The following is a 24,120-nucleotide window of genomic DNA, read 5'->3' as shown; positions in this document are numbered from 1 at the left end:
TCTGGTGCGGGTGACCAACCGGATGATGGGGCAGATCTTGACCAGTAACATTCAGCGCAATCTGGAAGCCCTGGCCCGTAGCCAGAACGGTATTTCTACCGGCAAGCGCGTTTTAAAGCCCAGCGACGATACGTCTCAGATCAGCCTGCTCATGGTCACCAAAGCGGTGATCCAGGACAACGAACAGTATATGGTGAACATCAATGACGGGATGAGTTTTCTGGAACACGCCGATGTCACCCTGAGCAGTGTCAGTGCAACCTTGAACACGGTGCGGGAGCTCACCGTGCAGGCGGCCAGCGATACATATACGGCTAGCGACCGGGTGGCCATAGCCGCCCAGGTGGATCGCCTGGTGGATAACATTGTGGACCTGGCCAATGCCACCGTGGGCGGCAAGTATGTCTTTGCTGGCACTTTGAACGGAGTCAAGCCCTTTGAGCGGGTGGGGGACAGCGTTTATTACCTGGGTAATCTGGAAATGGTGCAGCGGGAAATACTGCCGGCTTCCAGCTATGAAATCGGCGTGCCGCCCGTGCAGTTGACGGCGCTGGCGCAAAAGGATCCACTGGACGGCTTGTCCAAACTAACGGACCAGGGTGCCAGCAACCTGCAGGCCCTGCTACTGGAAAAAAGCGGGCAACTGGTCAATGACCGTCTGGTGATCAAGCATGGCAACGGCTACCTGGATGTCACATTAAAAAACACTATCGAGTATGTGAAAACCAACCCCGCCGCCGGTGTTTCCCTGGAGGAACTGCGGACCAAAGTGCAGAGCGATATAACCGAAGCAATTAACCAATACAACCAGGCGGCAGGGCAGGCCGGCAAAATTGATCCGGTTCAGGTGGAAATTGCTAGCGATGGCACCCGGCTGAAATTTACCGGCAACAATATCGAATTTGTCCGCAATACAGCTTTTCATATTTTCACTGCTGACGGCAGCAGCGGAGTGTTTGGCGTGGCTACCTACGATCCGGTGGCCCGCAGGTACCTGCTGCAGGAGCAAAACGGAGGTCTTTTGCCCGAGCTGATCCGGCTGAAAAATGCCCTGCAGATCAATGACAAAGACGGTATTCAGAAAGGCCTGAAAAATATCTTTTCTTCCGATATGGGCAGCTTGAGCGCTCACGACAACCTGCTGGCCTATCAGGTGAAGCTGGGGGCGCGGGAGAAGCACTTTGAGTCGGTGAGTACCACTCTGCAGGATTTAAACTACCGACTGAATATAACCGAGCAAAATATTGAGGACGAAGATATTGCCAAAGCATCCGTCATCTTCTCCCAGAAACAGCTGGCTTACCAGGCTTCCCTGGCTACCGGCGCGCAAATTTTGCAAACCACACTGCTGCAGTTTTTAAAATAGAGTTGAAGAGCCACCCGGCCGGGGTGGCTTTTACTTATTCTTCACGGATCGGCAGGCGATAACCGAGCGCTTCGGCCAGATGGGCCGGCTGTACCTGCGGGCTGCCTTCCAGATCGGCAATGGTGCGGGCGGTCTTTAAGATGCGGTCGTGGCTGCGCGCGCTCAAGGCCAGTTTGCGGTAGGCATCGCGCAACAGGCGGCGGCATTCCGGTGTCAGTTCCACTATTTGCCGCAGCAGCCGGCCGCCGAGCTGAGCATTACAGCCAATACCGTAGGGCGCAAGTCGTTCCCTCTGTCTGGCCCGCGCTGCTTCCACCCGCTGGCGCACCGCTGCGGACGGTTCGGCTGGCTGTGCGCTGTGCAAATCCTCATAGGGAACGCGGGGTACCTGGCAGATTAGGTCCAGCCTGTCCCAGAGCGGTCCCGAGATGCGGGCCAGATAGCGCCGGATCTGGGTGGGCGTGCAGCGGCACTCTTTTACCGGATCGCCGGCATAGCCGCAGGGGCAGGGGTTGCAGGCCCCCACCAGCATAAAGCGGGCCGGGTAGGTGATGGTGGCGCTGGTGCGGGCTACCGTAACCCGGCCGTCCTCCAGAGGTTGGCGCAGCGCTTCCAGCACCGGGCGGCTGAATTCGGGCATTTCATCCAGAAACAGCACTCCCAGGTGGGCCAGACTGATTTCGCCCGGGGCCGGTATGCGACCCCCTCCGATAATCGAGGCGGCCGAGGCGGTGTGATGAGGAGCCCGAAACGGCCTGGTCGTGAGCAGCGGACGGTCGGGAGGCAGCAGGCCGGCTAGACTGTGAATTTTGCTTATTTCCAGGGCTTCCTCGGTGGTGGGGGCGGGCAGAATGCCCGGCAGGCAGCGGGCCAGCATGGTTTTGCCGCTGCCCGGGCTGCCCACCAGCAGCAGGTTGTGCCCTCCGGCGGCGGCAATTTCCAGGGCCCGGCGGGCGGCCAGCTGGCCGCGCACGTCGCTTAAATCACAGGCCGGCGGGTGATCCGGTGGTCGGAGGGGGGCAGTAGCGCGGGTAACAGGCTGAATATCGGTCTCGCCGCGCCAGAAGGCAATTAGCTGACCAAGTGATTGAGCAGGGTAGATTACGGCACCATCCACCAGAGCCGCCTCAGCAGCATTGGCGGCCGGCAGGACGAAGTGGCGCAGGCCTGCCCGGCAGGCACTGTGCACCAGGGGCAGCACGCCCTGCCCGGGACGCAGTTCGCCGCTCAGGGACATTTCTCCCCAGAGCACGGTCCCGTGCAGAGCCTGCGGTGGTACCTGGCCGGTGGCACCCAGGATGCCCGCGGCTATGGCCAGATCAAACTGGGCGCCTTCTTTGCGCAGGTCGGCCGGAGCCAGGTTGACCGTGATGCGCTGGAGGGGGAAGTCGGCCCCGCTGTTTTTGATGGCCGAGCGCACCCGGTCGCGGGCCTCCCGGGCGGCCGTATCCAGCAGACCCACCAGGTCGAAAGCCGGCAGACCGTTGTGGATGTCCACCTCCACCTGAACCGGTTGTCCCTCCAGCCCCAGCAGGGTGTAGGATTGGATGATGGCCAGCATGGTTTTCTCCTAATACTCCCACTCAAAATCGGCAATTTCCGGCTGAGCGATCAGGGCTTGCTTCATCAGAGCGGTGATCTCCTGTAACCGCTCGGGCGTTCTGGCTTCACAGCGGGCCACCAGGACGGGCTGGGTGTTGGAGGCCCGCACCAGGCCCCAGCCGTCTCCAAACTGCACCCGGACGCCGTCCACATCAATTACCTGGTACTGGCGGCGGAAATGTTCCTGCAGGCGGCGGACCACCTCAAACTTTACTTCGTCGGCACAGGGCAGGCGGGTTTCCGCCGTGGCATAGTACTTGGGCAGGCGGGCAGCCAGTGCCGAAAGGGGCTGGTCCTGGTTGGACAGCAGGCGCAGCAGTCTGCCGGCGGCGTAAAAAGCATCGTCATATCCAAAATACTCATCCGCAAAAAACATGTGTCCGGACATTTCCCCCGTGAAGGGGGCATCCAGCTCGCGCATCTTGGCTTTGATCAGCGAATGGCCGGTTTTGTAAAAGACCGGTTTGGCTCCCAGGCGGGTGACTTCATCCACCAGGGCCTGGGAACATTTCACTTCAATAATAGCCGGAGCTCCGGGGTACTTTTGCACAATTTCCGGCCAGAGCAGGGCCATGTATTGATCGCCCCAGATGACCTCGCCCCGGTCGTCCACCACTCCAATACGGTCGGCGTCGCCGTCAAAGGCTATCCCGACATCAGCACCTGCGCTTTGTACAGTCCGGATCAGATCCTGGAGGTTTTTACGCTTCACCGGGTCGGGGTGATGGTAGGGGAAAGTGGGATCGGGATCGCAGTAGAGAGGAATGACCTCGCAGCCCCAGCTCCGGAAAATAGGCACGGCAAAGTAAGAAGCCGTACCGCTGCCGCAGTCCACCACTACTTTTAGCCGGCGCGGGCCCAGTTTAATTTTGTCCTGCAGCATGGCCAGATAGGCGGGTACCGGGTCGGCCTGTTCGACGCTCCCCTGACCAATAACAAAATCCTCTTTCTCTATAATCTGGCGCAACTCTTGAATTTCCGCACCGTGGATGGTACCCGGCCCCAGGGCTATTTTGAAGCCGTTGTCCTCGGCCGGGTTATGGCTGCCTGTGATCATAACGGCCGGCTCGATCTGGTAATGCACGCGGGCAAAGTATAGAATGGGCGTGACCACGGTGCCGATGTCCAGCACCTGGCAGCCAGTGGCGGTGAGCCCTTCCAGCAGGGCTTTTTTCAGGCGGGGTGAACTCTGCCGGTTGTCGGCTCCCACCACCACTTTCAAGTCGCCCAGCCGGCGCACCTTGCTGCCAAAAGCGCGTCCCAGTTGCCGTACTGTTTCATCTTGCAGATCCCGGTCGGCCACACCGCGGATATCGTATTCGCGAAATATGGTCGGATTAACCTGCATATCAGCATCCCTCCTCTGTATATGCTACCCTGTGCGGGTGCAGTGCTTGAATTGGGGAAATACTCCGGTCTACACCATAAATCCTGCCATAATGGTGGCAAAAATATACATTAAGATTATAGCACAGGTGACCCGGTAATCCCAGAGCAGTAAAAACCTGTCCGGTACAGGGCGGTGGCGTTTCAGTGGTCAGGCGCAAAAAATAATCCCTGCTCAAAGGAAGAAACCCCCTTTTCGTCGAAATTCCTTCCAGGCTGGATTTGAGGAGTGAGACTTTGCAGGCCGACTTGCATGTGCACACAACAGCCTCCGATGGTACCGATACTCCGCAGCAAGTGGTGGCCCGGGCGGCGCAGCTGGGACTGGGCGCCGTGGCCATTACTGACCATGATACTGTGGAGGGCATCGAGCCCGCCCTCAGGGCGGCCCGGGATTACGGTATTCAGGTGGTTCCAGGCATTGAGCTGGGGACCGAAATATCCGGCCGGGAAGTGCATCTGCTGGGCTATTTTATTGACTACCGGCAGCCGTATTTTCTGGAACAGCTGGCCGATTTTCAACAGCGCCGGCTGATCCGGGTGCGCAAGATGGCCCGCAGACTTAATGAGCTGGGTTTTTCCGTGACCATGGATCGGGTGTTGGAAATTGCCGGCGGTGGAGCGGTGGGGCGACCCCATCTGGCCCGGGCCCTGCTGGAGCTGGGAGCAGTAAACTCGGTGGAAGAAGCCTTTGAGAAATGGCTGGCCCAGGGCCGGCCAGCCTATGTGCCGCGTTTTAAATATACCCCCGGGGAGGGTGTGCGGCTGCTGCGCCGCGCCGGCGGTGTGCCCGTGATGGCCCACCCGGTGCTGGCCGGCCTGGATGAGCTGATTCCCGAGCTGGTGCAGGAAGGTTTGCTGGGCCTGGAGGTGTACTACCCGGCGCACGATGCCGGTGATGTGCAGCGCTATCTGGCTTATTGCCGCCGGTACAACCTGCTGGCCACCGGCGGTTCGGATTACCACGGCGCCCTGCACCGGGAAAACAATGCACTGGGGTCGGCCGGGGTGGACATGCAGGTGCTGCGCACCATGGAGCAGCTGGCGGCAGAGCTGTAAGGCCAGGTTTTTGATGCCAGCGATCAGGATGGAAATAAACCGTAGCTATTGTGGAGAGGGGTGTGGAGTATGCAACCAGCCAGCAGAGTGGCTTCTTTATGTGCGGCTGTATTTAACGAAATGGAAGTGCTTAAACGTCAGGTGGAGGCCCGGGGGCTGCAAGTAATCAATTTGGGAGTGGGTACACCGGATCGCCCGCCCGCTCCGCATATAGTGGAGGCTATGCACCGGGCGCTGGACAATCCGCAAAACTACCGCTATCCTCTGGAAGGTATGCCGCGGCTTTACCGGGCGGTGGCCGGCTGGTATCGCCGGCGTTTTGGCGTGGAACTGGATCCGGACCGGGAGGTGCTGGTGCTCATGGGCTCACAGGATGGCCTGGCGCATATTGCCCTGGCCTATATCGATCCCGGGGACATCGCGCTGGTTCCCGATCCCGGTTACCCCATTTATGCTTGCGGTATTGGCCTGGCCGGCGGGGAGATCTATCCGCTGCCCCTGCGGGCGGAAAATAAATTTTTGCCGGATCTGGAGGCCATTCCGCCCGAGGTGGCCCGCCGGGCCAGGCTGCTCTGGATTAATTATCCCAACAACCCGGTGGCAGCAGTGGCCGATCTGGGCTTTTTCAGCCGGGTGGTGGAATTCGCCCGAGAGTACGATGTGCTGGTTTGCCATGATCTGGCCTATTGCGAACTGGCCTACGACGGCTTTCGGCCGGTGAGCTTTCTCCAGGTGCCGGGGGCCAGAGAGGTGGGGATTGAGTTTTATTCCCTGTCCAAGACCTACAATATGGCCGGTTGCCGGATCGGGTTTGCTGTGGGCAACCCTGCGGTAATCGAGGTGCTGGCCCGGCTGAAATCCAACATTGATTACGGAGTTTTCCAGGTGGTGCAGGAAGCGGGCATCGCCGCTCTGACCGGGCCGCAGGAATGTGTGCAGGAAAATGCCCGCACCTACCAGCGGCGGCGGGATATTCTGGTGGACGGGCTGGCCGCAATCGGCTGGCAGATGCCCAAACCGCAGGCTTCTATGTTTATCTGGGCCCCCCTGCCGCCGGGTTACAGCGACAGCCGCCAGTTTGCCCTGGAGCTGCTGGAAAGGACCGGTGTGATTGTGATTCCCGGCACGGCCTTCGGGAACTGCGGTCAGGGTTATGTGCGCATTGCCATGGTGCAGGATGATACCGTTCTGCAGGAGGCCGTGCAGCGGATCAGCAGCTGTTATGATTTCAGATCCTGAGTTCATGGAAAATTCTAATCCCTGTCCCCCCGGCATATATTTTAGATAAAGCTGGCAATCTACAGGGCAGGGGTGATGCTGGTGGGCGAACAGCAGGAGCTGGTTTATTTCAAGCGCCGTGTTCAGGAGCTGGAAGAAAAGATCGAGCAGCTGCGCCTGTCCCGGCGGGTGCTCATGAATCTGGTGGAAAAACTGGAGAAGGAAAAAAATTTTTGCCTGTCGCGGTTGGAGAAAGAGAATAAAAGGCTGCACCTGACCAATTATCGTTATGCGCGCTGGCTTTTGTGTAAAAACAGGCAAATTATGGAATTAAAATCCCGTCTGGGGCTGGATGGGCAACATGATTCCGCAAAATAAAAAAATATCCACAGGTTTATGCACAGGCTGGGGATATCTTCAAAATATTGGAAGGTTTGACAAAAAAGACTATAATCTTTTTGTTGGGGCATTAGCCGGTCTTCACGGGCCGGTTTATCTTTTGCCCGGTTTTTTCGCCGGCAGTTGTCCGGGGAAAGCAAAGAAAAAATATCCGGGCGGGTAGCAGGTAAGGATAGCTGCTGGTTAGAATTAAATATTGTAAAACCAGATTGTTGCCAAAGGATGAGGCCGGATGCGGATAGCGGTTGTGGATGGGCAGGGTGGCGGTATCGGCAAACACATTGTCGATAAATTGCGCCGTCAGCTGCCGGAAGAATGTGACATTCTGGCTCTGGGCACCAATGCGCTGGCTACAGCGGCCATGCTCAAAGCGGGAGCCAACGAAGGCGCTACCGGTGAGGGGGCCATTATCTTCAATGCCAGCCGGGTGGATTTGATCACCGGTACGGTGAGCATTGTGGTGCCGCACTCCATGCTGGGCGAGATGACGCCGGCCATGGCCGCGGCCCTGGCGGTCAGCCCGGCGCCCAAGGTGTTGCTGCCTCTGGGGCGGGGCACGGTGGAACTGGTGGGCATTAAACCCGAGCCGCTGCCCCACTTGATTGACGAACTGGTGCAGCGGGTGCGCCGGGCGCTGGGGTTGACCGGGGAGAATCCAGCCGGGGAAAAGGAGCTTTAAACCATGCCGGAAAAACAAATCGTGCTGGTGCTGGGCGGAACGCGCAGCGGCAAAAGTGCTTTTGCCGAGCAGCTGGCGGCCCGCACCGGTGACACCGTGACTTATATTGCCACAGCCCGGGTCACTGATGAGGAAATGGCCCGGCGGGTGGCCGGCCACCGCTCCCGCCGGCCGGAATACTGGCGGACGGTGGAGGAAACCCGGGAGCTGGCTGCGGCGGTGCGGCGGTGGGGTTACGACAGCCAGGTGGTGCTGATTGATTGTTTAAGCGTCTGGCTGGGTAATATCCTGTGGGACAGCGCAGGGCAGCCTCCCGAACAGGTGCAGGATTTTGTGGAGCAACAGGTGGCTGAGCTGGCCGCGGCCTGCCGGGAAGTGCCGGCCGCTGTGATCATGGTGGCCAGCGAAGTGGGACTGGGTGTGGTGCCGGCTTATCCGCTGGGGCGGCTTTTCCGGGATCTGGCCGGTCTGGTCAATCAGCGCCTGGCGGCGGTGGCCGACCGCGTCTATCTGGTGGTGGCCGGTCTGGCAGTAGACCTGCGGCAATGGCCCGGCGTGACGCAGATATAACGGGGAGGAATTGGCAACATGACAGCCAGGACAATCATGGTGCAGGGGACCGCCTCTCATGTGGGCAAGAGCGTGCTGGTGGCGGCCCTCTGCCGTATTTTTTACCGGGATGGTTACCGGGTGGCGCCTTTCAAGTCTCAGAACATGGCGCTGAATTCTTACGTTACGGCCGATGGTGGTGAGATGGGGCGGGCCCAGGTGGTGCAGGCCGAGGCAGCCGGGCTGGAACCCAGCGTGGACATGAATCCGGTGCTGCTCAAGCCCACCGGGCAGGCTTCTTCCCAGGTGATTGTGCTGGGCAAGCCAGTGGGCAATCTGTCGGCCTGGGAATATCACCGCTCCTATGCCCGGGAGGCCTGGGATGTGATCTGCCAGGCCCTGGAGCGGCTGAAGAATACATATGATATTGTGGTCATTGAGGGGGCCGGCAGCCCGGCCGAGGTTAACCTGCAGGCCACGGAAATTGTCAATATGCGGGTGGCCGCGCAGGCCGGGGCACCGGTTTTGCTGGCGGCCGACATTGACAAGGGAGGCGCACTGGCGGCGGTGGTGGGCACGCTGGAATTGCTGCCGCCGGCCGACCGGCAGCGGGTGGCCGGGATTATCATCAACAAGTTCCGCGGCGATCTGTCCCTGTTCCAGCCGGCCGTGGAATTTCTGGAAAAACGCACCGGTGTGCCCGTGGTGGGCGTGGTGCCTTATTTTGACAGCTTTGCCATTCAGGAGGAGGATACGGTTTCCGAGGCCACCCTGACCCGGTCCCGGCAAGCTGTGGGACGGGAGCTGGAAATCGCCGTGATTCACCTGCCCCACATCTCCAATTTCACCGATTTCGATCCGCTGGCTGCCGAACCCGATGTGCACCTGCGCTATGTCGGGCGGGGCACTCCACTGGGCCGGCCGGATTTAATTATCCTGCCCGGCAGTAAAAATACCATTGAGGACCTGGCCTACCTGAAACGCAGCGGTCTGGCCGGGCAAATTGCGCGGCTGGCCGGGGAGGGCACGCCGGTGCTGGGCATTTGCGGCGGCTTTCAGATGCTGGGCCGGGAGCTGCACGATCCAGAACATACCGAATCCAGCATTCCCTGTCTGGATGGGCTGGGGCTGCTGGATGTGATCACAGTATTTGAGAAGGAAAAGGTTACCACCCGTGTGCAAGGGGTGGCTATGGTTACCCGGGGGCTGCTGGCCCAGTGTAATAATTTACCAGTCAGCGGCTATGAAATACACATGGGGCGCAGCCGTCTGGGAGCCGGAGTGCGGCCGGCCTTTGTCATTACCCAATCCCTGGGTGTGGCGCTGGAACAGCCGGACGGGGCGATCAGCCCGGACGGCATGGTGCTGGGCACCTATATACACGGTATTTTTGATCAGCCCGCCTTCCGCCGCCAGCTGCTCAACAACCTGCGTCAGCGCAAGGGCCTGGCTCCGCTGAGCGATGTGGCGCTGCTGACGGCGGCCCAGCAGCGGCAAAAGGATTTCGATGCGCTGGCCGAAGTGGTGCGGGGCAGCCTGGATATGGGGCTGGTGTATTCCCTGCTCGGCCTGTCCGGCCCGCGCCGGACGGTGTAGCTATGCTGCTTTCGGTGAAGGTCTTTCTGGCGGCACTGTTGGATTTTGCGGTGGGCGATCCGCCGCGCCTGCCTCACCCGGTGGTGCTGATCGGCAAACTAATCTCCGCTCTGGAGAAGCTGCTGTACAGGCCGGGACGCCCACCGCTGGTGCAGCAGCTGGTCGGGGGACTGCTGGTAATCCTGGTGGTGGGAGCGGCGTATACCCTGACCTGGCTGATATTGCTGCTGGCTTATCGCTGGTTTTTCTGGCTGGGACTGGCGCTGGAGGTGTGGCTTATTTCCACCACCCTGGCGGCACGCTGCCTGGCGCAGGCCGCCCGGCAGGTTTTGGAACCGCTGCGCCGGGGGGATCTGCCGGCAGCGCGGCACTTGCTAGGTTATATTGTGGGCCGGCAGACGGCCGGGCTGCCGCCGGATGAGATTGTGCGGGCCACCGTGGAAACCGTGGCCGAGAACACTTCCGATGGGTTTGTTGCGCCCCTTTTTTACGCCTTGCTGGGCGGTGCACCACTGGCCATGGCCTATAAAGCGGTGAACACCCTGGATTCCATGCTGGGCTACAAAAATGAGCGTTATCTGTATTTTGGCCGAACAGCCGCCCGGCTGGACGATCTGGCCAATTTTCTACCGGCCCGCCTGACCGGTCTTTTGCTGGTGCTGGCGGCCTGGTGGTCGGGGCGCCGCGCTGCTCTGGCCTGGCGGACGATGCGGCGCGATGCCCGTCGCCATCCCAGTCCCAACAGCGGTTACCCCGAGGCGGCGGTGGCCGGAGCGCTGGGGGTGCGACTGGGCGGGAACAACCACTACCACGGTCGGGTTTCTTTCCGCCCGTATCTGGGCGAGGCGCTCTGCCCGCTGCAGCCCGATCAGATCAGAGCAGCCGTGGACCTGATGTATCTGGCGGCAGCGGCGGGTGTGGTGCTGGGCTGCGGCCTGCGCTATCTGCTGGGGGGATGAACATGAATATACCGCGTCTGGTCATAGCTGCTGCCCACAGCAGTTCGGGCAAAACCACCCTGGCCACGGGGATAATGGCCTGGCTGACCCGTCTGGGCTACAAAGTGCAGGGCTGCAAGGTGGGACCGGACTATATTGACCCGGCCTATCACCATCTGGTTACCGGACGCCGGGGCTGTAACCTGGATGAATGGTTTCTGGGAGCGGACGGAGTCCGGGAAGCCTTTGCCCGGGCCTGCCGGGATGCCGATATCGCCATCATTGAAGGTGTAATGGGACTGTTTGACGGTCACGGCAGCCGGGGTACGGGATCCACGGCGGCCATTGCCAAAATACTGCGGGCTCCGGTGCTGGTGGTGCTGGATGTACGTTCGCTGGCCCAAACAGCCGCTGCGCTGGTGCGGGGCCTGCAGGTGTTCGATCCGGAGGTGCCCCTGGCCGGGGTGGTGGTCAACCGGGTGGGCAGCCCGCGCCATGCGGCCATGGTCAAACAGGCCATTGAGCAAGCCTGCGACCTGCCCGTGCTGGCGGCATTGCCTTCCTGGCCCGATTTGCGCCTGCCCGAACGGCATCTGGGCCTTAAACCGGTGTTTGAACAGCTGGGGCCGGTCAGGCAGCTGGTGGATACACTGGTGGAGCGCCTGTCGGGTGAGCTGTCTGCCGCGGTGCTCTGGGAAATCGCCCGCTCGGCCGGTCCGCTCCCCCTGGAGGGGCCAGCCATCTGGCGTGTGCCGGAAAACCTGCCCCGGACCTTCCGGCTGGGTGTGGTCTATGATGAGGCCTTTAATTTCTACTACTGGGACGGTCTGGACTACCTGACCACTCTGGGAGCGGAACTGGTTTTCTGCCGGGCTCTGGACGGCCACCTGCCGCCCGATCTGGACGGGCTGTATATTGGTGGAGGTTTTCCGGAAATGTTTGCTGCCCGGTTGGCAGCCAACCAGCAATTTATAGCTGCTGTAAGGGAAGCGTACCGGCAGGGGTTGCCGGTGTATGCCGAGTGTGGCGGCTTGATGTACCTGTGTCGCGAACTGGTGGATTTGGATGGAAAGTCGCATCCTATGGCCGGTTTAATCCCGGCCCGCTGTATCATGCAAAAGAGGCGGGCCGCTTTGGGATATGTCACCGCTCGCACTGTCTGCCCAACCCTGCTGGGGCCGGCGGGCACCGTGCTCAAGGGGCATGAATTTCATTACTCCATCCTGGAGTACGATGCACCGCCGGCCCGGCCGCCCCTGGAAATGCAGCAGGCTTTTGCTCCGGGGGTCAGCCCGGGTGGTTATGCAGCGGATCATCTTTGGGCTTCTTATTTGCACCTGCACTGGGCAGCCAATCCGGGAGCGGCGCAGCATTTCGTCCGGGCCTGCCAGCAGTTCGCCCGGCAGAAGAAGGAGGGGAGGGACGCGCATGTCCTGGCCTAAAAGCCTGGTTTTTGCCCTGCAGCATTTGACCAGATTGCCTGTCTGGGATGTGGAGTTTGACCCGCTGGCCCTGGGCCGGTCGAGCATGTTTTTCCCCCTGGCCGGTCTGTTGCTGGGCAGTTTTCTGGTGGGTATTTTCTGGCTGGGCGCAATGGTCTTCCCCCCCCTGGTGACAGCGGCTCTGCTGGTGGTGGGGCTGATTGTGCTGACCGGCGGGCTGCATCTGGACGGGTTTATGGATACCATGGACGGTGTGCTGAGCGGGCGTTCGGCGGAGCGCAAGCTGGAGATCATGCGGGACAGCCGTGTGGGAGCCTTTGGGGCCCTGAGCGTGGTCTGCCTGCTCATGCTCAAACTGGTGAGTGTTTTTTGCCTGCCCGCGTATATCATGCCCCGCATTCTGTTGCTGGTACCGGTTTTGAGCCGCTGGGGCATGCTTTATGTCATTGCCCGCTTTCCCTACGCCCGGCCGGAGGGACTGGGGCAGTTGTTTCAGCAGCATACCGGAACCCGGGAACTGCTGGTGGGCGGCATCATCACTTTGCTGGCGGCCGGTGTGATTGGCGGACCCGGCGGTCTGGGACTGCTGCTTTTGTCCACACTGCTGGCCCACGGGCTGGGGCGCTGCTGGCAGGGGCAGCTGGGCGGGCTGACCGGCGATACATATGGAGCGACCAATGAAATTCTGGAAGTAGCCCTGCTCCTGGCTGTGTACCCCCTGTACCGCCTGGCGGGATTGCACTTCTGGTGGATGTGAGGAGCGCGATAACATGACTGAACGTAATCCGCACGGCGGTGACCTGAAGGCGGCGGCCGGCAAGTACGGCCGTTCGGAAAAGGAGTGGCTGGATTTCAGCGCCAGCATCAACCCGCTGGGCCCTTCCCCGGCGGTGGCGCGGGCCATTCAGGAGGAGTTCTGGCGGGTCAGCCATTACCCCGACCCCTTTTGCCGGGAGCTGACCGGGCAGCTGGCCGCCTATCTGGGACTGCCGCCCGAGTATGTGCTGGCCGGCAACGGAGCGGCCGAACTGATTTATTTGCTGCCCCGGGCGCTGGGCATCAGCCGGGCTCTGGTGGTGGCGCCCGCTTTCAGCCTCTACGCCCGGTCCGTGGAGGTAGCCGGTGGCCGGGTGGACCACTTTCTTACTGCGCCGGAGCAGGGCTTCGAGCCGGCGCTGGAGCAGCTGGCCGGCCGTCTGGACCACTACGATGCGCTGTATATCTGCAACCCCAACAATCCCACCGGAGTTTTGCTCGCGCCCGACCGGCTGCAGTGGCTGGCTGCCCGGGCCGCACAGGCGGGCTGTTTTCTGGTGGTGGATGAGGCCTTTATCGATTTTGTACCGTCACCCCGGGAAAGTTCCTTGTTGCCGGCTTTACCCCGCCTGGAGCGGCTGATTGTGCTTTATTCCCTGACCAAGTTTTTTGCCCTGCCCGGTCTGCGCCTGGGGGCAGTGGCTGCTGCTCCGGCGCTTATGCAGCAGGTGCGGCGGGTCAAGGACCCCTGGAGTGTCAATGCGCTGGCTCAGGTGGCTGCCCTGGCCGCCCTGCGGGATACGGCGCATATTGAGGACAGCTTTCGGGCCATGGTCCATTTGCGCCGGCATTTGCTTTCCCTGCTGTCTGACCTGCCCGGGCTCAAAATCTGGCCCCCGGCGGCCAACTTTGTCTTGCTGCGGCTGGAGCAGGCGGGATGGACGGCGGACCGCTTTACCGATGCGCTGGCCAGACGGGGGGTGCTGGTGCGCAATGCGGCCAATTTTACCGGCCTGGATGAACGATATATTCGCGTGGCAGTGCGCAGCGAGGCGGAAAATGCGGCGCTTTGTCGCGCCATGCAGGAGGTGCTTGCGGAAATATGATGGATAATGGCTGCCGGGTTTATCTGGTACGGCACGGGGAGACCGTCTGGAATAAGGATCGCCGCTTTCAGGGGCATACCGATATCGCCTTGAGCGAGCGGGGGATGGAGCAGGCCCGGGCGCTGAGCCTGCGCCTGAGCAAACAGAAAATTGCTGCAGTCTATGCCAGCGATTTGCAAAGGGCGCTGCAGACGGCAGAAGTGCTGGCCCGGCCGCATGCACTGCCGGTGCAGGCCTGTCCGGAATTGCGCGAACTGCATTTTGGACACTGGGAAGGGCTAACCTTTCACGAAATGCAGGAGGGGTATCCCGCCGAACTGAAGGCGTGGTGGAACAGCCCCCTGGACACGGCGGTGCCCGGCAGCCAGGAAACCCTGCGCTCCATGGCCGGGCGTGTGAGCGGTATCGTCAGTCAGCTGGTCAAGCGGCATCTGGGCAACAGCATTCTGGTGGTCTGTCATGGCGGGCCGGTGCGCGCCCTGGTGGCCGAGGCTCTGCAGATGGACTTGAACCAGCACTGGCGCCTGCGGCAGGATAATGCCGCCCTGAATATTCTGGAGTATTACCCTCCCGACAAGGCCATCCTGACCCTCTTTAACGACCGCAGCCACCTGCCGGAAGAGCTGCTCTAACCGGGGTGGGGAAAAGTGGCCCAAAAGTATAATCCGGCCCCCCGCCTGGCCGCTGTAGCTGCCGTTGCGGCATTGCTGTTTGCTTTTTTGCTGCTGCGCCTGATCTGGGTACAGATCTGGCAGGGAGAGAAGTACCGGGCGCGGGGCGAGCAAATTCGGGTGCATGACGAGGAATTACGCCCCAGCCGGGGCACCATCTTTGACCGCAATATGCGGGTACTCACCCGCGATGTCCCGGTCAGCTCGGTTTATGTCAATGCCGACATTTTTTCCGTGCGGGTGGGCAAAGGCGAAGATGCCGGGGAGAAGAACCGGCGGGTGCGGGAGGAGATGGCCGCCCTGCTCCAGATACCGCTTCCCCAGCTGAGCAAACAACTGGACAGCAAACAGCCTTTTGTCTGGCTCAAGCACCAGGTGGATGTGGAGGCGGTGGAAAAGTTGAAGAAGCTGCCCGTGACCGGCCTGGGATTTGTACCGGGCAGCCGGCGGGACTATCCGGAAAGGAGCCTGGCGGCCGGCCTGCTGGGCGTGGTGGGGCTGGACAACCAGGGCCTCAGCGGTCTGGAGAGCAGTTACGAGAGCGAGCTGAAAGGGACGGTGGGGCATCTGGTAGTGGAATATGATGCCCAGGGCCGGGAAATGCCCCAGACCCGTACCCGTTATATCGCTCCCCGGCCGGGGCACAGCCTGGTGCTGACTGTGGACCAGACCATTCAGTACTTTGTAGAAAAGGCTTTGGATACAGTGATGGCCGAACACAGGCCGGCGCGGGCGGCTATTCTGGTGATGGAACCCCAAACCGGTGCTATTCTGGCTATGGGTGAGCGTCCCACATTCGACCCCGCCAACTGGCAGAAATACCCCGGGGAAGTGTGGGGTAAAAACCTGGCCACCACCTATACGTACGAGCCCGGTTCCACTTTTAAAATGTTTACTGCGGCAGCGGCACTGGAGGAAGGCCTGGTCAATGAAAACACCACCTTCAATTGTCCGGGGTATGCCGTGGTCAGCAAGCGCCGGATTCATAACTGGGACCGCAAGGGGCACGGCCTGGAGACTTTTGCGGAAGGCATTCAAAATTCCTGCAACTCGGTCTTTGTACAGACCGGTCAGCGGCTGGGCCGGGAAAGGTTTTACAAATATGTGCGGGGATTTGGTTTTGGTATGCCGCTGGGCGTGGATTTTGCGTCCGAGGAGCATGGTATTGTGATACCCGAAAATTCGGCCAGCGAGCTCAATGTGGCCACCATGGCCATTGGGCAGTCGCTGGCGGTGACCCCCCTGCAGCTGTTGCGGGCGGTGTGCGCGGTGGCCAATGGAGGTTACCTGATGCGACCGCTGCTGGTGCAGAAAGTGCTGGACGAGCAGGGCAAAGTGCTCCAGGAGTACCGGCCCGAAGTGGTGCGCCAGGTAATTTCCAGCGACACCTCGCGCCAGCTTTCTCGCCTGCTCACCAGGGTGGTGCTGGAAGGATCGGGCAAGAAGGCTTATGTGGACGGTTATCTGGTGGCCGGCAAGACGGGTACGGCCCAGGTTCCCGGCCCGCAGGGCTATGAACCGGGTAAATATGTGTCTTCCTTTGCCGGTTTCGTCCCGGCTGATGATCCGCGCATTGCCGTGCTGGTGATGGTGGCCGAACCTTCCCGGGGGCAGTATTACGGGGGAGAGGTCGCCGCGCCGGTTTTTCATCAAGTGGCCCGGGACACTCTGCGCTATCTCCAGGTACCGGAAAAATCCGGACTGCCCCGGCCCAAAAATTACGGGCCGCCGGCACCGGATGAGCCGGCTGTGCCGGTAGGCCCGGAGAAAATAGCTGTACCCGATCTGGTGGGCTACAGCCTGACCATGGCCCGGGAAAGGCTGCAGCAGGTTGGCCTGCAGGCTCGTGTGGAAAAGAATGGCGGGTCTTTGGTGACAGGTCAGCAGCCCGGTCCCGGTTATCTGGTGGCTCCGGGAACGGCAGTCAGTCTGCGGCTGGCGGCCCTGCCGTCCGGCGAGGCGGCTGTGCTCAAAGTGCCCGATTTGCGCGGCCTGACCATGCGCCAGGCCGGTGTGTTGCTGGAGGAACTGGGCTTTTTGCTGGAGCCGTTGGGCAGCGGTCTGGCGGTAAGACAGGAACCGCGGGCCGGCAGCTCGCTGGTGCGGGGCAGCCGGGTGAAAGTGGAATTTGCTCCGCCGGGCTAACCTATCTGGTCAGCCATTCAAACAGCTGGGGCAGTGACAGGAACTTTTCCCCATACCAGTTCACCATTTGCCGGCCGATCATAGCGGCCAGGAATGCTCCCAGGGAAAGGAAAGGGGCGAAAGCCAGCCTGTCCTTTCTTTTTTTCTGCCGGCGGGCCAGCAGGTACAGACCGGTCAGTCCGCCCAGGGTGAAGGCCAGCAGCAGCGCCAGGGGGGTGGCCGGCCAGCCCAGGTACAGTCCGATCACGCCGGCCAGCTCGATATCGCCCCGGCCGATACCGCCCCGGCAGAGCAGGTGCAGCAGCAGCAAAAAACCGGCCGGAATCAGACTGCCCAGCAGCAGACCGGTCCAGCTGTGTTCATGGCTGAGCAGCTGGAAGAAAAGGGCTCCGGCCAGCCCCCAGTACAGATGGGTGGAGATGATGTACTGGTGGTCTAAGTCGATAAAACTGATCAGCAGCAGGAGGGAAAAAAAGAAAAGGTACTTGATTGTGTAGATCGTTAGTCCGTACTGGACATAGACCGCAGTAAAAAGAGCGCCGGTGAGCAGCTCCACCAGCGGATAGCGAGGGCTGATGCGGGTGCGGCAGCGCCGGCAGCGCCCTTTTTGCCAGAGATAGCTGAAAACCGGTACTAGCTCGGCGGGCCGCAGGCGGTGGTCGCAGGACGGACAGTGAGAAGCGGGAAAGAGCAGAGATTGGCCGCGGGGCAGGCGATAAATGCAGACATTGTAAAAGCTGCCCATGATCAGACCAAGCAGGCAGAAACCGGTGCCGAGCAGTGGATCAAGCATGAAATCAATCGCTCCTCCCGGGAGATGGATTGCCGGGTTTTGCGGATCGCTAACCCGGAGGTGGAACCAGCAGACCTTCCGGCGGCAGTTGCGTTTCGGTTGGCGGCTGCGAGGGCGGAGTGCCGCGGGAAGACGCATTTTCGCGGATAGTGCCTGCGGTAGGAGCAAAGGGGTTGGCCCGGCCCGTCAGGAAACGGCTGATTTCTTCCAGCTGCAGCCTGCCTTCGGGAGTACGGGCAGTGTAGATATAGAGTGTGCCGGTGCAGGTTACCGTACCATCCGGTACGGCGGGGGCAGCGGGTAGAGCCTGATTTTCCTGGCTCTGATTTGATTGCGGACTGGACACAGCCATGAACGATAGCTGGCTCAGCGAGGTCAGGTTGGACGCATTTTCCAGGTAGTTGATTATTTCCAGCACGTGAGGATAAAGTCCCTGCATTTCCAGGCTCAGCGGCAGGCAGAGCATAAAATTCAGGTCCAAAATGGCGCCCGGGGTCAGCTTGTTCAGCTGAACCTGTTGCTGGCGCAGCTGCTGGCCGAACTGGACCAGGAAAAGCCCGTCATCCATTCTGGTCTGCAATACGCCAGAGGTGTTCTGCCAGTCCAGGCGGGCCTGCTGCAGTTCCTGCTGCGCCTGATTGGCCCGGGCCGTGCGGGAGCGCAATGCGGACAGCTGAGCCTTTTTTTGTTCCACCTGCTGCTGCAGTTCCTGCAGGTGCTGCCGAAGCGGTGCCAGCTGGAAGTAATAGAAGGCCGCTGCAGCCAGAAAAAAGCACAGGATCAAGAGAAGCTTCTTGAGCGACACGTTTGCAGCCATGGGTTATTTCTCCCGCAGTACAGCAATAATGTGAAAGGTTAATTGTCCTGACTGCTCCTTGCTGATGTCTTGCAGTTGAATCCTGGTAAAATAGGGCAGTTGCTGCAGGTTGTAAATCAACGCCCCAACCTCGGACAGGCCGGGGGTAACCCCCTGCAGGCTGATGGTGGCCGGCCGGGAAAGGGCGGCGCCTCCGGTCTGGCTCACTCCCGCAGCCGTACCGGATTTGTTGTCTGCCGTCGCTGTTTGCTCCAGGGCCTCCCCCACCCGGGTGTTGCCGCTATCAGAAGATGCCGGGGCAGTGCTCCGGGGCTGCAGCGGGGTGGGCTGGGCACCGGTCGATTTTTGCTCCGGCGCACTGCCGGCTTTCTGTCCGCCCGATATTGTTCCACTCTGATTCTCGCCGGTGGAGATGGCTGTCAGCTGCAGATCCAGAGGTACGCAGGTGTTAATGTCCCGCAGCACCTGATAAAGGGCGAAGCGCTGCGCTCTGGTCTGGCGGAACTGGTCGGTCCAGTTCCGCAGAGTGGCGGTTTCCTGTTGCCACTGTTCCACCTGCCGGGCGACCGGTTTGGTATTGTTTATGGCTGTTTCCAGGCCGGCCAGCTCTTCTTCCAGATGGGCCGCGGCCAGCGTGGTGAAAATGTAGCCGCTCAGCAGTGTGCCGGCCAGGCCGGTGGCTGCCAGATAGGGCAGCAGCTGGCGCCAGTTAAGATGCAGACCGGGTTGCAGTTCTTTAGGCAGCAGATTGATCTGGTAATTCTTCATGAATTATATCTCCCGCAGGGCGAGTCCGTAAGCTATGCTCAGATGGGGATTGGGCTGCTCTTTACCGGGCAGGTCGGGCCGGCCGACTTCGGCGGGCAGGCCCAGTTCGGCGGCGGCGGTTTCCGCCAGCAGGGGCAGCTGGGCCGTGCCGCCGGTAATAAATATTTTCTCCAGCTCGCTCTGACGTTCCTGCAGTTTGTAAAAATCCAGCGAGCGGCGGATCTCGCGGAGCAGCTCGGCCAGCGCGGTGGTGAGCGCAGCGCTGAGGCCGGTCTGTTCCAAGGCGGCGGCTGCTTCCCGGCCGGCGGGCAGCTTTTCTGACCGGTTGGCCGTCAGTATCCAGCTGCTCTCATCCTCCAGCGATAAAACCGCTGGGAAATCCTCTCCTGCGGACAGGATTTCCCCCTGTGCCGGTGCTGTTTCCGGGAGGGGAGCGTTGGGGAAGCTCTGGAGCATTTCCAGGGCTCCCGCGGCACCGGTGCCCAACATAATTCCCATGGTTTCCAGGACCTGGTGGCCTCCGGTGTTCAGCGTGCGGGTGAAGGCCAGGCGACCGCTGTTGATGATCAAAAGGTGGGTGTTTTGATCACCGATGTCCACCACCGCATATGCTGATGCCTCGGCCTGAAAAAAGCGCCCCGGACCAAAAATCCGCCAGAGGGCCAGCTGGGCCAGGTCTATGGCCGCCAGCTTTAGTCCGGCCTGTTGGAAAAGATCGTAATGCTGCAGGACGGCGTCCCGGGCCGCCGCGGCCAGTAAAATGTGCTGGCGTGGTCCCTCCGGTGTGCTGACACGTCCCAGATTAATATGACGGGTGATCATTTGTCCGGTGTGGCCCGGAAGAATTTTTTCCAGCTCAAAGGACAGGGCCCGGGCAATCTCTTTTTCCGGCATGGGAGGCAGCATGATGTGCCGGGTGAGTACCTGGCTGCCGGGCAGCGCGGATACAACGGTCGCCTTTTTCAACCGGGGGTTGTCAGCCAGGCGGACCAGGATTTCCGTATAAGCGGAGCGGCCTGACCCGGCTGCCGTGCCGGTTTCCCCTGCCGGGGGCAGGTAAGCCGGGCTGCTGTCTGCATATGCCGGGAGGGGCAGCAGCTGCTGCTCGGCCAGCGTCCATTGCTGACGATTTCTGGTTACCAGAGCCATTTTGACATGCCGGCTGCCCAGGTCGATGCCGGCAAAGCACCTGCTTAATAGCGCCAAGCGTTTTCCGGCCTCCTCGCTGTGTCAGAGTAATAGATCGCCTTAAAATATATCATATTGTTCCCGCCAGCTGTCCACTTTCATCTCCAGCACTGTCGGGCTGAAGGCGCTGTTCAGGAAAAAATCCAGGTTCTGGCTCACCAGAGCGGGATTGCAGTTAATGGTCAGATTGCCGTTGACTTTTTCCTCAAATGAACCGGCCAGCAGACCGCCATTGATGGTAGCATTGCCCTGGCAGTCAATTCCCTCCGGGGCAATGATAAAGGCATCGGCGCGATTATTTTTTATATCTACCGGCCCGTGCCGGGCAATAAGTATGAGCAGGGAATTGCTGTCCCTGGCCTCCAGATCTCTGGTTACGGTGATCTTACCGGTAGCAAAAATGACGGCCTGGCCGGTGTAGGTGCCGGAAATTTCCACATCGCCGTCAACGAAATAAATCCCGCTGTATGGCGGTGTTATATCGGGTTCTTCATGGGGATTATTACCATGGCCCCGATTCTGTGAAATAATTCCAAAAACTGCATCACCGTTAACTATGTGTTGAGCATTTTCTCTGTACCAGTTCTCATCCAGTGCCGGAAAGGAGGGTATCCCGGTAAAATCGGGATGGAGTGTGCTACTGCCGTAATTACCGCTGATGGCCCCCGCAGCAAATATTTCAGCAAAAATGGCCTGGCTGTGACCGCCTCCCCGGCGCGTCAGGCTGCCGTTAACATAGAAGACCGGTTTTTGTCCGCTGCTGCCGGTGAGGGAAAAGCTGTTTCCCAGCGTTATATCCAGCGGGTGCTTACTCAAAATACTGCAGCCGCTCAGCAATCCCGCCGGATGGTACAGGCGGGCCTGCACCAGCAGGGTTTTGCGGGCCGCGGCAGCGCCGGGCCGGGAAAGGCCGGTGGATTTGATTTCAATTTGTGCGGCCGGCAAGGCAGCAATTTGTTTAATAGTCACCTGTTCCAGCGGTGCCCGGAGCGGCGGCATGAAGTCGGGTGTAATGTATGTAAGAAAACTACTTTCCTGGTTTAAAGAAAGCTGGCTCAGCCAGCCGGCAAACCAGCCCGGGTCTTTTTTGATGCGCAGCAGGGTCCGTTCCACGCCGGCCTCTGCGGCATAGTAGGCCTGTACGGCTTCTCTCTGCCGGGCGGTATTCTGGCGGTGGCTGGCGGCCAGGGTGAGGCTGGCCATGGTCAGAGCGGCCACCAGCAGAAAGATCAGCAGCACACCCACCAGGGCCTGGCCGGGGCGGGTATTCTCGGGACTGGTCATGGCTTCACACTCCCCGCGGTTAGCGGCTGGGTACCCGCAGTGTAACAGTGGAGGTAAAAGTTAAGGGCGGTGTGTAGTTCAGCTGACCCCGGCGCCCTTTTTCCCCCCGGATGGTCAGGCGGATGAACTTGATCTTGTTCAGATCTCCAGGAAGAACATTATTTTGACCCAGGAGTGATTGATCCTGGTCATAGTAAAACAATTCCAGGCCACTAATGTCTTCGGCCAGCGGATTGGGAGACCCGGTGCCAACCGACCGGTAAATTTGTTGGCTGGTCGGGTCATGATAATAGGTGATGGTTTTTAATACGGGTACATTGTTCTGGCTGATATAGGTTTGAAATGATATTGTGGTTTGGCCATTTACCACAGCAGCCTCCTCAATGCTGACCGCTGTACGCAGTTCCCGGGTCATCCGGTCCAGGACCAGGCGCAGGTTTTCCTGCACTGTGGTGGCAGAATCGGTGCGTGCCCAGGATTGCAGGGAGTGCTGGTAGATGAGCAGGGTTGCTCCCAGTACCATGGTGAAAATGGCCATGGCCACAACCACTTCTACCAGGGTGAAAGCGCTCTGGCTTCGCTTTTTCATCGCCAGTCCCCTTTTTCCGCAATCAGGGTGAGGGAGCGCGGACCGCGCGGGTCTTGATAATGCACGGTGACCCGGAAAGAGATCAGGCCGGAAGCGGCACAGGTGAGATCGGGCTGAATGGAGTAGGACAGGCCGCTGGCCTCAGCGAAGGTACCTGATAAATTCTGTTGATTTCCCAGAAAATTGCGCAGGGACTCAAAGGGCATGCCCTGTAGTTCCTCAACCTTGCCCTGGGCCAGGCTGAGCGCCTGGAGCATCTGGCGGGACTCGGCAGTCCAGGCGCTGCTTCCCAGCAGCATGTTGAGCAGCGGGATCAGCGCCGCCACCAGCAGCAGGGTGGCCAGCAGCACTTCCACCAGGGAGAAAGCATTCTTTTTTTTGCGCACAGCCATGCGGTTTTCTCCTCCCGGTTCAGCAGTGGGCCGGTTGGACCGGCTGCCCAGGGGACTACTGCGACATGCGCCCCACCATGGTCATCAGGGGTAACAGCACCGAGATGGCGATAAAGCCCACCATGCCGCCCATGATCACAATCATGACCGGTTCAATCACGGCTGTCAGACGGGCTACCACGGCTTCCACTTCATTTTCGTAAAAAACGGCCGCCTTTTCCAGCAGTTTTTCCAGAGCGCCCGATTCTTCGCCCACGCTGATCATCTGCACCACCAGCGGGGGGAAAACTCCGCTTTCGGCCAGCGGGCGGGCCAATCCCTGGCCGGCGCGGATGCTGGCGATAACCCGTTCCAGGGCCTGTACAAATAAAACATTGCCGGTGGATTTTTGCACTACTTCCAGAGCCACCAGGATGGGTACACCGCTCTTGAGCAGCTCCCCAAAGGTGCGGCAAAAACGGGCCACGATGGTATTCCTGACCAGCCGGCCGAAAATGGGAGCCTGCAGAGAGGAGGCGGCAAGCCAATAACGCCCTCTGGCGGTTTTGCCCAAGAGGCGGAGCGCCAGGTACAGCGCGAAGATGATCAGCGGTATGGTAAACCAGAAATGCTGCAGGTAGCTGTTTACGGCCATCAGCAGCCGGGTGGAGGCCGGCAGGGGCACCTGCAGGGAGAGCAGTACTCCCACCAGATTGGGCAGAACAAAAAACTGCAGTGCGGCCACCACCAGCAGGGTCATGGTGATAATTACGGCCGGGTAGACCAGGGCCGACTTGATTTTCTCTTTTAGCTGATGTTCCTTTTCAAAAGTGACGGACAGGCTTTCCAGCACTTTGTCCAGCACGCCGCCCAGCTCTCCCGCTTCAATCAGGTGCGTGTACAGGTAGGGAAAAACGTGCGGGTGCCGGGCAATGGATTCGCTTAAAGTGGCTCCCTGCTGCAGCCCGGCCTGCAGGGAGTTGATGGTGCGCTTAAATCCGGCATGGGCGGTCTGCTGTTCCAGTACCTGCAGGGCGTTGAGCATGGGTACACCGGCTTCAATCAAAGTGTGGAACTGGCGGGAGAAAATGGCCAGATCGCGGCTTTTCACCGGCCGCTCCAGCCAGCGCCGCCAGTTTGGTCTGGGCAGGCTGATGCTGCGTCTATCCGGCAGGCGGTAAGCCTGTTTCACTTCCAGCGGGTAAATGTTGTTCTGGCGCAGCTGCCTGATCACAGCTTCCCGGTCGGCCGCTCGCTGACGGCCCCGCACCAGTTTTCCCTGGCTGTTCCGGCCGGCATAAATGAAAACCGTTTCACCCATGGACCTGCATCACATCCTAAACTAATTCCTGGATCCGTGATACCATCTCACCAATAACCATTTTCAGGCATAATCTG

24 protein-coding genes are annotated in these 24,120 nt (G+C 60.2%); 14 read left to right on the top strand and 10 right to left on the bottom strand.

Annotated elements, in window-relative coordinates; all coding sequences use genetic code 11:
* Positions 1-4: 4 nt before the first annotated feature.
* A complete protein-coding gene (flgL, locus tag ACUVTU_RS09740; protein WP_445889771.1) occupies positions 5-1,366 on the top strand; it encodes a flagellar hook-associated protein FlgL in 1,362 nt (453 codons plus the stop codon).
* Between the two features lie 34 nt (positions 1,367-1,400).
* On the opposite strand, the gene ACUVTU_RS09735 is transcribed toward flgL, so the two are convergent.
* Together ACUVTU_RS09735 and ACUVTU_RS09730 are read right to left on the bottom strand one after the other, a co-directional pair.
* Positions 1,401-2,927 carry a YifB family Mg chelatase-like AAA ATPase gene (locus ACUVTU_RS09735; RefSeq protein ID WP_445889770.1) on the bottom strand — a complete coding sequence of 509 codons (1,527 nt, stop codon included), beginning with the start codon at positions 2,925-2,927 and terminating at the stop codon, positions 1,401-1,403.
* Positions 2,928-2,936: 9 nt separating this feature from the next.
* Positions 2,937-4,316 carry a phosphomannomutase/phosphoglucomutase gene (locus ACUVTU_RS09730; RefSeq protein WP_445889769.1) on the bottom strand — a complete coding sequence of 460 codons (1,380 nt, stop codon included), beginning with the start codon at positions 4,314-4,316 and terminating at the stop codon, positions 2,937-2,939.
* Between the two features lie 275 nt (positions 4,317-4,591).
* On the opposite strand from ACUVTU_RS09730, the gene ACUVTU_RS09725 reads away from it, so the two are divergent.
* The 13 genes from ACUVTU_RS09725 to ACUVTU_RS09665 all read left to right on the top strand — a co-directional run bounded on the left by ACUVTU_RS09725 (position 4,592) and on the right by ACUVTU_RS09665 (position 16,912).
* A complete protein-coding gene (locus ACUVTU_RS09725; protein ID WP_445889768.1) occupies positions 4,592-5,413 on the top strand; it encodes a PHP domain-containing protein in 822 nt (273 codons plus the stop codon).
* A gap of 69 nt (positions 5,414-5,482) precedes the next feature.
* Positions 5,483-6,652, top strand: coding sequence for an LL-diaminopimelate aminotransferase (locus ACUVTU_RS09720; protein WP_445889767.1), 1,170 nt, complete (start codon positions 5,483-5,485; stop codon positions 6,650-6,652).
* A gap of 75 nt (positions 6,653-6,727) precedes the next feature.
* On the top strand, positions 6,728-7,009 hold the full coding sequence (locus tag ACUVTU_RS09715) for a hypothetical protein (protein ID WP_018086435.1): 282 nt from the start codon (positions 6,728-6,730) through the stop codon (positions 7,007-7,009).
* The gene (locus ACUVTU_RS09710) at positions 6,993-7,193 is read left to right on the top strand and encodes a hypothetical protein (RefSeq protein ID WP_445889766.1); all 201 of its coding nucleotides are present in this window, start codon (positions 6,993-6,995) and stop codon (positions 7,191-7,193) included. Before ACUVTU_RS09715 ends, ACUVTU_RS09710 begins: the two co-directional genes overlap by 17 nt.
* Positions 7,194-7,262: 69 nt before the next feature.
* Positions 7,263-7,709 (top strand): DUF3842 family protein, encoded by a 447-nt coding sequence (locus ACUVTU_RS09705; protein WP_445889765.1) that lies wholly within the window; start codon positions 7,263-7,265, stop codon positions 7,707-7,709.
* A gap of 3 nt (positions 7,710-7,712) precedes the next feature.
* Positions 7,713-8,279, top strand: coding sequence for a bifunctional adenosylcobinamide kinase/adenosylcobinamide-phosphate guanylyltransferase (gene cobU / locus ACUVTU_RS09700; protein WP_445889764.1), 567 nt, complete (start codon positions 7,713-7,715; stop codon positions 8,277-8,279).
* A gap of 18 nt (positions 8,280-8,297) precedes the next feature.
* Positions 8,298-9,854, top strand: coding sequence for a cobyric acid synthase (locus tag ACUVTU_RS09695; RefSeq protein WP_445889763.1), 1,557 nt, complete (start codon positions 8,298-8,300; stop codon positions 9,852-9,854).
* Between the two features lie 2 nt (positions 9,855-9,856).
* On the top strand, positions 9,857-10,813 hold the full coding sequence (gene cbiB / locus ACUVTU_RS09690) for an adenosylcobinamide-phosphate synthase CbiB (protein WP_445889762.1): 957 nt from the start codon (positions 9,857-9,859) through the stop codon (positions 10,811-10,813).
* Positions 10,814-10,815: 2 nt separating this feature from the next.
* Positions 10,816-12,234, top strand: coding sequence for a cobyrinate a,c-diamide synthase (locus ACUVTU_RS09685; RefSeq protein WP_445889761.1), 1,419 nt, complete (start codon positions 10,816-10,818; stop codon positions 12,232-12,234).
* Positions 12,221-12,991, top strand: coding sequence for an adenosylcobinamide-GDP ribazoletransferase (gene cobS, locus ACUVTU_RS09680; RefSeq protein WP_445889760.1), 771 nt, complete (start codon positions 12,221-12,223; stop codon positions 12,989-12,991). Before ACUVTU_RS09685 ends, cobS begins: the two co-directional genes overlap by 14 nt.
* 13 nt (positions 12,992-13,004) lie before the next feature.
* A complete protein-coding gene (gene cobD, locus ACUVTU_RS09675) occupies positions 13,005-14,096 on the top strand; it encodes a threonine-phosphate decarboxylase CobD (RefSeq protein ID WP_445889759.1) in 1,092 nt (363 codons plus the stop codon).
* Positions 14,093-14,728 carry an alpha-ribazole phosphatase gene (gene cobC, locus ACUVTU_RS09670; protein ID WP_445889758.1) on the top strand — a complete coding sequence of 212 codons (636 nt, stop codon included), beginning with the start codon at positions 14,093-14,095 and terminating at the stop codon, positions 14,726-14,728. Before cobD ends, cobC begins: the two co-directional genes overlap by 4 nt.
* Positions 14,729-14,743: 15 nt before the next feature.
* On the top strand, positions 14,744-16,912 hold the full coding sequence (locus ACUVTU_RS09665) for a penicillin-binding transpeptidase domain-containing protein (protein WP_445889757.1): 2,169 nt from the start codon (positions 14,744-14,746) through the stop codon (positions 16,910-16,912).
* Between the two features lies 1 nt (position 16,913).
* Here the strand turns inward: ACUVTU_RS09665 and ACUVTU_RS09660 are convergent, their stop codons facing one another.
* The 8 genes from ACUVTU_RS09660 to ACUVTU_RS09625 are packed head-to-tail and all read right to left on the bottom strand — an operon-like array spanning position 16,914 to position 24,043.
* Entirely contained in the window at positions 16,914-17,705 is a 792-nt protein-coding gene (locus ACUVTU_RS09660; RefSeq protein WP_445889756.1) for a prepilin peptidase, read from the bottom strand.
* 49 nt (positions 17,706-17,754) lie between these two features.
* The gene (gene gspM, locus ACUVTU_RS09655; protein ID WP_445889755.1) at positions 17,755-18,522 is read right to left on the bottom strand and encodes a type II secretion system protein GspM; all 768 of its coding nucleotides are present in this window, start codon (positions 18,520-18,522) and stop codon (positions 17,755-17,757) included.
* 3 nt (positions 18,523-18,525) lie between these two features.
* Positions 18,526-19,290, bottom strand: coding sequence for a PilN domain-containing protein (locus ACUVTU_RS09650; RefSeq protein WP_445889754.1), 765 nt, complete (start codon positions 19,288-19,290; stop codon positions 18,526-18,528).
* Positions 19,291-19,293: 3 nt separating this feature from the next.
* Positions 19,294-20,496: a pilus assembly protein PilM gene (pilM, locus tag ACUVTU_RS09645; protein ID WP_445889753.1), complete on the bottom strand. Its 1,203-nt coding sequence runs from the start codon at positions 20,494-20,496 to the stop codon at positions 19,294-19,296.
* 42 nt (positions 20,497-20,538) lie between these two features.
* Positions 20,539-21,762, bottom strand: coding sequence for a hypothetical protein (locus ACUVTU_RS09640; protein ID WP_445889752.1), 1,224 nt, complete (start codon positions 21,760-21,762; stop codon positions 20,539-20,541).
* A gap of 19 nt (positions 21,763-21,781) precedes the next feature.
* Positions 21,782-22,351, bottom strand: a complete 570-nt coding sequence (locus ACUVTU_RS09635) for a PilW family protein (RefSeq protein ID WP_445889751.1) — start codon at positions 22,349-22,351, stop codon at positions 21,782-21,784.
* The gene (locus ACUVTU_RS09630) at positions 22,348-22,743 is read right to left on the bottom strand and encodes a hypothetical protein (protein WP_445889750.1); all 396 of its coding nucleotides are present in this window, start codon (positions 22,741-22,743) and stop codon (positions 22,348-22,350) included. Before ACUVTU_RS09630 ends, ACUVTU_RS09635 begins: the two co-directional genes overlap by 4 nt.
* A 55-nt stretch (positions 22,744-22,798) precedes the next feature.
* Positions 22,799-24,043, bottom strand: a complete 1,245-nt coding sequence (locus tag ACUVTU_RS09625) for a type II secretion system F family protein (RefSeq protein ID WP_445889749.1) — start codon at positions 24,041-24,043, stop codon at positions 22,799-22,801.
* Positions 24,044-24,120 lie beyond the last annotated feature (77 nt).

This window comes from Desulfurispora sp., from assembly GCF_052744395.1.
Note: the sequence above shows the minus strand (reverse complement) of the source record. Positions and strands in the feature narration are given on the sequence as shown.